Raw genomic sequence first — 8135 nt, forward strand, 5'->3', positions numbered from 1 at the left:
ATGTCGGCATTGTCGGCGCCACCGGCCTGGTCGGCGGCATGATGCGCGACCTGCTGGTCGAGCGGGACTTTCCGCTGGCCTCGCTGCGCCTGTTCGCCTCGGCCCGCTCGGCCGGCCAGACCCTGACGGTCGGTGACCGCGCGATCGTCGTCGAGGACGCCGCCACGGCCGATTTCGCCGGCCTCGACCTCGTCTTCTTCTCGGCCGGGGGCTCCACCTCGCGCGACCTGGCCCCGAAGGCTGCCGCGGCCGGAGCGATCGTGATCGACAACTCCTCGGCCTGGCGCAGCGATCCGGACGTGCCGCTGGTGGTCTCCGAGGTCAATCCGCTGGCCCTGGACTCGATCCCCAAGGGCATTGTCGCCAATCCCAACTGCACGACCATGGCCGCCATGCCGGCCCTGAAGCCCCTGCACGACGCGGCGGGCCTGAAGCGGCTGACCGTCAGCACTTACCAGGCCGCCTCGGGCGGCGGCATGGAGGGCATCGAGGTCCTGGCCCGCCAGCTGGCCGCCGGGGCCAAGGGCGACCTGGCCGGCCTGGCCCGCAGCAGCGACGCGGTCACCCTGCCACCGCCCGAAAAGTGGGCCGTGCCCCTGGCCTTCAATGTCGTGCCCCTGAACTATGTGCTGGGTGAGGACGGCTATACCGAGGAAGAGCTGAAGCTGCGCGACGAGAGCCGCAAGATCCTCGAGATCCCGGGCCTGCCGGTCTCGGCCACCTGCGTGCGGGTGCCGGTGTTCACGGGCCACTCGCTGTCGATCAACGCCGAGTTCGAGCGGCCGCTCTCGGTCGAGCAGGCCACGGCCCTGCTGGCCGGAGCGCCGGGCGTGGTGCTGGACGATGTGCCCAACCCGCTGGCCGCCACCGGACAGGACCCGGTCTTCGTCGGCCGCATCCGGCCTGATCCGACCGTGGCGCATGGGCTGGCGCTGTTCGTCACCGGCGACAACCTGCGCAAGGGCGCGGCCCTGAACGCGGTGCAGATCGCTGAGGTGATGCTGGGGGCCTAGGTGGAGGAGCCCTGCCCCTGCACCTCTTCTCCCTTCCCCCATCAAGGGGGAAGGGGGCCATGAGGGCGGATGGACAGGCGCGTGGTCTCGCAAGCCCCGACCTGCTAAGCCCCCGCCATGCTGACCGATCCCTTCTTCTATGCCGTCGCCATCCCGGCCGTGATCCTGCTGGGTCTGGCCAAGGGCGGCTTCGCGGGGATCGGGGTGATCGCCACGCCGCTGATGGCCCTGGCGATTTCGCCGGTTCTGGCCGCCGCCATCCTGCTGCCGATCCTGATCGTGCAGGACGTGGTCAGCGTCTGGGCCTTTCGCAAAACCTGGGACCGGGGCCTGCTGAAGCTGATGCTGCCGGCCGCCGGGGTCGGGATCTTCCTGGGCTGGGCGCTCGCGGCCCTCGTGTCGACCGCCGCCGTCGAACTGGCCGTGGGCCTGATCTCGATCGTCTTTGCCCTGCAGCGCCTGTGGGCCGAGCGGGCGGTCAAGGCCGCCGAGAGCCTGGCCACGACGGCCGGACGCCCGTGGCTGGGCGCGCTGTGCGGTCTGGCCGCCGGCTTCACCAGCCAGATCGCCCATGCCGGGGGCCCGCCGTTCCAGATCTATGTGCTGCCGCGCCGCCTGCCGCGCGACACCTTCATCGGCACCAGCGCCGTCTTCTTTGCCGTGGTCAACTGGATGAAGGCCCCGGCCTATCTGGCCCTCGGGGCCTTCACGCCCCAGGTCCTGGCCACCGCCGGGGTCCTGCTGCCCCTGGCCATCGCCTCGACCTGGGCGGGGGTCTGGCTGGTGCGACGGGTCCCGGCCGAGGGCTTCTACCGGGTGATCTATGTCCTTTTGGTCGCGGTCGGCGGAAAGCTGGTGTTCGACGGCGTCCACGGTCTGGTTTCCTGACGACCGAATGCCTTTTCGGCGCCATGATCGTCGTCGTTCTTACGTCATCCTCTGCGGTTAGACTGGGCCCATGACCGAGATTGCCACCCACTACCCGACCCCCGGCGCCAAGATGGCCGACCTTGTGGTGCATCTGGCGGGCCTGGCCTGCGCGCTGCTGGGCGGCGGTATCCTGCTGGGCCTGGCCTTCGGCCTCGGCTCGCTGGGCCAGGTGGCCGCCGTCTCGGTCTATACGGTCGGCCTGATCCTGATGCTGTCGCTGTCGACCGCCTACAACTTTGCCAAGGCCCGCTGGCAGCCCCTGCTGCGCCGCTTCGACCATGCCGGCATCTTCGTGATGATCGCCGCCTCCTACACCCCCTTCACCACCCAGAACCTGCACGGCTGGTGGGCGATCGGCATGACCTCGGCGGTGTGGACCGTGGCCGGGATCGGGGTGCTGGCCAAGCTGTTCCTGCCCGGGCTCGACAAGCGGTTCTGGGTCGGCCTCTACCTCGCCCTCGGCTGGCTGGTGCTGGTCGCCATCAAGCCGATGATCAACGGCATGTCGTGGCCGGCCCTGCTGCTGCTGGCCATCGGCGGCCTCGTCTATTCGACCGGCACGATCTTCTATCTGATGCGTCGGCTGAAGTTCCGCCGCGCCATCTGGCATGGCCATGTGATCGGCGGGGCCGGTCTGCACTATGCTGCGGTCCTGGTCGGCGTCGTCCTGTCCGGCGCCCATTCGTGAGCCGTCCTTGAGCCGGCCCTCTGACGGAAAGATCAACTTCCAGGCCTTTTTCCGCGACCGCAAGATGCCGGACCCGCTGCGGGGCAAGCGTCTGACCGCGCCGCCGGCCGACCTTCTGGCCGAGGCGGTCGGCTTTCCCGGGGTGCGCCTGACGGTCGACCAGGCCGACCAGGCCCTGAACGCCGTGGCCGACCGCCTGGCCCCGACCCGCTCCCTGCTCGGCCGCGACGAGTTCAACATCCTGGCCCTGTCGGGCGGTGCCGCCGGCGGGGCCTTCGGGGCCGGCGTGCTGACCGGCCTGACCAAGATCGACCGCCGGCCCGAATTTGCCATCGTCACCGGGGTCAGCACCGGGGCCCTGATCGCACCCCTGGCCTTTCTCGGCTCGGCCTGGGACGAGCGGCTGGCCGATGCCTATGTCGGTGGCCACGCCGCCGAGCTGCTCAGCCTGAAAACCTTCACCGGCGGCATCGGGCCCGGCCTGTTCAAGGGCGAGGGCCTGGATGCCCTGGTCGCGCCGTTCATCGACGAGATCGTCATCAATGCCGTGGCCCGCGAGCACGCCCGGGGCCGGCGCCTGCTGATCGCCACCACCAACCTCGACAGCCAGAAGGCCACCATCTGGGACATGGGGGCCATCGCCGCCCGGGGCGGTGAAGCCGCCGTCGCCCTGTTCCGGGCCGTGCTGGTCGCTTCGGCCAGCGTGCCGGGCCTGTTTCCGCCGCGGATGTTCGAGGTCGAGGCCGGTGGCGAGCGCCATCAGGAAATGCATGTCGACGGCGGCGTCGCCGCGCCCCTGTTCCTGATGCCTGACGCCCTGCTGCACTGGCGCAACCTGGGCAACCGGCTGCGGCGCGGCCGGGTCTATGTGATCGTCAACACCGTGCTGGAGCCCTCGACCCTCTCGACCCCGCCGGGCGTGGCCTCGATCATGGGTCGCAGCTTCGAGACCATGCTGCGCTTTTCCTATCGCCAGGCCCTGAGCCTGGCCTCGGGCTTCTGCGCGCGCCACAACCTGCCGCTCAGCGTGGCCTCGATCCCGGCCAGCTTCGATCACTTCAACATGCTGAACTTCGATACGGCGGCGATGCGCGAGATCTTTGACGCCGCCCACCAGCTGGCCCAGGGCGACCAGCTGTGGTCCAGCCCCTCGGCCGAGCCCACCGGCTGGCGCGGCCTGTTCAGGCGTCCCCTGCCCCGGCCGGCGATCGCACCGGACCTGGAAGAGCCGCAGGGCTGAGGGTGAGCCTCAGGCCTTCTTCAGGTGACGGGCCCGTAGCTTTTCGACATTCGGCGGGTCAGCGCGGAAATCCGAGGCCAGACCCAGCCGGGCATTGCAGGACGGGCACCGCACGGAGTCGGTGTCGGCGAGCTCGGGCGAGGGGTCAAAGCGCGTGCCGCAGGGCTTGCACTTCCAGTCGCCGACCGGCGGGGGCGGCGGCGGCGGCGGCTCGGGAATGACCGGTCGGGTCGGGCGGGCGATGCGCTCAAGCGGCGGCGGGCCACCAGGGGCGGCGATGCCGCTCTTGAGGCTCAGGATCTTGCGGCGCGGGGGCTCGCTCTCGCTCATGGCTGCAGACGGCTGTTGGACCAGTGGCGCTAGTGCATGATCACAGCGCGAAACTCAAGCGCCACAACGCGGTTTGTCGCGCCTACCAGTGCGGTTTCAGGCTGAAGGACAGGGCCACCATGGAGTCCTTCTGGGTCGCCATGCCCATGATGACGTCCTTGGCCTTGATCTCGCGGTGGATGTAGCCGAGCGAGGCCTGCATCGGCCCCTTGCGCCAGGCCAGACCCGCCTGGGCATCGCCGATCAGCTTGCTGTTGACGTCGGAGGTCAGGCCGGCCCGGCTCCAGTCGCCGTCCTGGCCGCGCAGCATATTCATACCGACGGCCCGTCCGCTGGCGGCGGCAAACACGTACCAGCGCCCCCGGCTGCCGAAGGCTTCGCCGCCGTCGCGCAGGCCCAGAGAGTCGCTGACCTGATCCTCGACGGACTTGCCCAGCCGCACCGTGGCGCCGGCCTCGGCCGAACCGCCGGCATCGCCGAAGCCGAAGCCGGCGTGGGGCGAAACGTCGAGGGCATAGTGCCCGGCTTCGAACTTCACGGCGGCCGGCCAGCCGCGGGTCAGGGTCACATCCACGTCGCTGACGTCGAAGGCATCGCTGTCAGGCCGCACCAGCCGCAGCGGGGCCGAGGCGGCGTTGCGGGCTATGCCGCCGATCGAAACCCGAACCGAATCGACGCTGGTCTCGCTGGACTTCACCACGAAGGCGTTGGAACGCCAGGTGGTCGGCCCACGGTCATCATAATAGCGGTCAGCGGCCGCCAGGCGGGCATCGCCGAAGGCGGCGGCCGGCGACAGGGCAAAGGCTCCATCGACCATGGCCTCGGCCGAGTCGGGCTCACGGGCCGCAAAACCGGCCGATGAAGGCGCGGCGGCGGGCAGGCTGAGGCTCAGGCCCTTGGTCGCCGGGACGGCGAGGTCGAAACCGATCGGCGCTGTCTTGTCTGCGGCGGGTTCAACCCTATTTACCGTCTTGACCGGCTTGGCGTGCTTTGCAGAGCGAGCGGCAGCCAGGGACACGGACGGGGCAGCCTGCGCCGTGGCAAAAGCCATGGCGGTAAGGCAGAGCGCGGAAAATCTCATTCCACCGAGCCGCATCGCGGACCCCCATCCCAATCGAATCCAGCCTAGTCCGTTATTCGCGCCTGTCCAGCGCGACCAGGGACCGCAGGGTTAACAGACTGCGGGTGTCATGGTTCCGAACATGTAAACGCCGGCGCGAAGAGTTTCGCGCCGGCGTCAAGGATCAGGTTGATGAGGGAACCCTGCCTTACTGGCAGGCCAGGCACTCGTCGTAATCGGTCTTCTCGAGCGGATCGAAACCGCCGGTCGAGGCCACGGCGACATCGGCACCGGCATAGGCCGCGCGCTGCACCGACTTGGAGCGCAGGTAGTAGAGGCTCTTTACGCCCCGCTCCCAGGCCTGCCAGTGCAGCATGTGCAGGTCCCACTTGTCGACATCGCCCGGCAGGAAGATGTTGACCGACTGGCTCTGGCAGATTTCCGGCGTCCGGTCGGCGGCCAGCTCGACCACCCAGCGCTGGTCCAGCTCGAAGGCGGTCTTGTAGACGTCCTTGTCGTCCTGGCTGAGGAAGTCCAGGTGCTGGACCGAGCCTTCGTTCTCCAGGATCGAACCCCAGACGGCGTCGGTGTTCTGGCCCTTTTCCGCGAGCAGCTTCTCGAGATAGGGGTTCTTGACGGCGAAGGAGCCCGACAGGGTCTTGTGGGTATAGATATTGGCCGGGATCGGCTCGATGCCGGCGCTGGTGCCACCGCAGATGATCGAGATCGACGCGGTCGGGGCGATGGCCAGCTTGTGCGAGAAGCGCTCCATCGAGCCCCGGTCGGCGGCGTCAGGACACGGGCCCTTCTCTTCGCCGATGGTGATCGAGGCCTTGTCGGCTTCGCGGCGCAGATGCTTGAACATCCGCATGTTCCAGCTCTTGGCCAGGGCGCTTTCGAACGGCACGTTCTGGCTCTGCAGGAAGCTGTGGAAGCCCATCAGGCCCAGACCCACCGAACGCTCGCGCATGGCGGCATAGGCCGCCGTCGAGGCCGCGTCAGGGGCACGGTCGATGAAGTCCTGCAGGACGTTGTCGAGGAAGCGCATGATGTCCTCGATGAACATCGGCTCGTCGCGCCATTCCATGAAGGTCTCGGCATTGACCGACGACAGGCAGCAGACGGCCGTACGGTCATTGCCCAGATGGTCGACACCGGTGTGCAGCATGATCTCGCTGCACAGGTTGGACTGACGCACCGTCAGGCCCAGCTCGCGCTGGTGCTGCGGCATGGCGCGGTTCACGGTGTCGGAGAAGATCAGGTAGGGCTCGCCGGTCTGCAGGCGCAGCTCCAGGACCTTCTGCCACAAGGCGCGGGCATCGACCTCGCGCAGGACTTCGTTGGTCTTGGGCGAGCGCAGGCCGAACTTGGTGCCGTCGCGGACGGCATGCATGAATTCGTCGCTGATCGAGATGCCGTGGTGCAGGTTCAGGGACTTGCGGTTGAAGTCACCCGAGGCCTTGCGGATCTCCAGGAACTCTTCGATTTCCGGGTGGTGGATGTCCAGATAGACGGCCGCCGAGCCGCGGCGCAGCGAGCCCTGGCTGATGGCCAGGGTCAGGCTGTCCATCACGCGGATGAAGGGGATGATGCCGCTGGTCTGGCCCTGGCCCTTGACCTTCTCGCCGATCGACCGGACGCCGCCCCAGTAGGTGCCGATGCCGCCGCCATTGGCCGCCAGCCAGACGTTCTCGTTCCAGACGCTGAGGATGCCGTCGAGGCTGTCGGAGACCGAGTTCAGGAAGCAGCTGATCGGCAGGCCGCGCTCGGCGCCGCCGTTGCTGAGCACCGGGGTCGACGGCATGAACCACAGCTTGCTCATGTAGTCATAGACGCGCTGGGCATGGTCGGCGTCGTCGGCAAAGGCGGTCGACACACGGGCGAACATGTCCTGATAGGACTCACCCGGCAGCAGATAGCGGTCTTCCAGCGTCGTCTTGCCGAAGTCGGTCAGCAGGGCATCGCGCGAGCGGTCGACCTGGACCTTGCGCACCAGCGCCAATTTCGGACGCTCGGCGACCCGCATACCTTCGGTGCGACCCTGGGGGAGCGCAGTCGTCTTCGCCGCTTCACTGCCGTTCATGACCAAAATCCATAATCAATCAGCGTATTCCGGAGAAGGAAACGCCTCACCCAGCCGCTACATGTTGTGGCCGAGGAGCCCCCTCAGCCCACATATGGGGCCACACCGGCCATTGACTCGTCAACGCCCCGGAGGCGAGTTTTTCGTTAACAAGCTGTGAACGGTGCGAACTTCGCGGGCAGGATCAAGGGGTTGCCCAAGCGAACTTTTTTCAGCTGCGACAGACCGTCACAAGGCAGGCAAGGCGATCCGCCCCCGGACTTCGGCATCCGCCCACAACTTGCTCGCAAGGGGCCTTCCGGGGAGCGCCCCGCGGTGCCCCGGGATCGCCGCAGAATGGCTCGGGAGACATCCGAAGCCCGGCATCCGGCAACAGGGGGCCGGCCCAAAAGAAAAGGGCCTGGCGTTGCCGCCAGGCCCTTCCCGATCTTCGTGGATCGCGATCTTAGAAGTTGATCGAGATCGTGGAACGGCGGTTCAGCGGTTCCTTCACGCCGTCGCCCGTGGCAACGGCCGGAGCGCTTTCGCCCTTCCAGTCGACCGCCAGGGTGTCAGCGGCAACGCCGAGACCGACCAGAGCGTCGGCAACAGCCTTACCACGACGCTCCGACAGGCGGGCGTTGTACTTCGGCGAGCCCGAGGTGTCGGTGTGACCGACGACCACCAGCTTCGTCGCCTTGCCGGCGCTGGCGTAGTTCGCCGCTTCCGAGACCACCGACTGGGCTTCCGGCGTCAGGACCGACTGGTCGAACGGGAAGTACACGATGAACTCGCGGGCCTCATACTGCGGC

Annotated in this window: 8 protein-coding genes; 4 read left to right on the forward strand and 4 right to left on the reverse strand. The window is 68.0% G+C overall.

All coding sequences use genetic code 11. The annotated features are described in order from the left end of the window. The 4 genes from DBR10_RS14180 to DBR10_RS14195 form a co-directional block, all read left to right on the forward strand. Window positions 1-1013 (forward strand): aspartate-semialdehyde dehydrogenase (locus DBR10_RS14180; protein WP_108556445.1); only part of this gene is annotated, 1013 nt, incomplete at its 5' end. A 117-nt stretch (window positions 1014-1130) separates the two neighbouring features. Continuing rightward, window positions 1131-1901 carry a sulfite exporter TauE/SafE family protein gene (locus DBR10_RS14185; protein WP_108504340.1) on the forward strand — a complete coding sequence of 257 codons (771 nt, stop codon included), beginning with the start codon at window positions 1131-1133 and terminating at the stop codon, window positions 1899-1901. Window positions 1902-1971: 70 nt separating this feature from the next. Next, window positions 1972-2631, forward strand: coding sequence for a PAQR family membrane homeostasis protein TrhA (gene trhA, locus DBR10_RS14190; protein ID WP_108504341.1), 660 nt, complete (start codon window positions 1972-1974; stop codon window positions 2629-2631). Window positions 2632-2638: 7 nt separating this feature from the next. Continuing rightward, window positions 2639-3871 carry a patatin-like phospholipase family protein gene (locus DBR10_RS14195; RefSeq protein WP_233243418.1) on the forward strand — a complete coding sequence of 411 codons (1233 nt, stop codon included), beginning with the start codon at window positions 2639-2641 and terminating at the stop codon, window positions 3869-3871. Window positions 3872-3880: 9 nt separating this feature from the next. On the opposite strand, the gene DBR10_RS14200 is transcribed toward DBR10_RS14195, so the two are convergent. The 4 genes from DBR10_RS14200 to DBR10_RS14215 form a co-directional block, all read right to left on the reverse strand. After that, a complete protein-coding gene (locus DBR10_RS14200) occupies window positions 3881-4201 on the reverse strand; it encodes a hypothetical protein (protein WP_108556446.1) in 321 nt (106 codons plus the stop codon). A gap of 82 nt (window positions 4202-4283) precedes the next feature. Then, window positions 4284-5282 (reverse strand): lipid A-modifier LpxR family protein, encoded by a 999-nt coding sequence (locus DBR10_RS14205; protein ID WP_233243419.1) that lies wholly within the window; start codon window positions 5280-5282, stop codon window positions 4284-4286. Between the two features lie 187 nt (window positions 5283-5469). Then, window positions 5470-7350, reverse strand: coding sequence for a ribonucleoside-diphosphate reductase subunit alpha (locus DBR10_RS14210; protein ID WP_108504310.1), 1881 nt, complete (start codon window positions 7348-7350; stop codon window positions 5470-5472). A gap of 439 nt (window positions 7351-7789) precedes the next feature. Then, a partial coding sequence (locus DBR10_RS14215) for an OmpA family protein (RefSeq protein WP_146187853.1) occupies window positions 7790-8135 on the reverse strand: 346 nt, incomplete at its 5' end.

The sequence above is a fragment of the Caulobacter sp. HMWF025 genome, from assembly GCF_003060965.1.
Classification (GTDB): domain Bacteria; phylum Pseudomonadota; class Alphaproteobacteria; order Caulobacterales; family Caulobacteraceae; genus Caulobacter.

Excerpts from the sequence above, each read along its gene's own strand:
- DBR10_RS14185 (WP_108504340.1), top strand. The coding sequence starts at position 1,131 with ATGCTGACCGATCCCTTCTTCTATGCCGTCGCCATCCCGGCCGTGATC.
- DBR10_RS14200 (WP_108556446.1), bottom strand. The coding sequence starts at position 4,201 with ATGAGCGAGAGCGAGCCCCCGCGCCGCAAGATCCTGAGCCTCAAGAGC.
- DBR10_RS14205 (WP_233243419.1), bottom strand. The coding sequence starts at position 5,282 with ATGAGATTTTCCGCGCTCTGCCTTACCGCCATGGCTTTTGCCACGGCG.
- trhA (WP_108504341.1), top strand. The coding sequence starts at position 1,972 with ATGACCGAGATTGCCACCCACTACCCGACCCCCGGCGCCAAGATGGCC.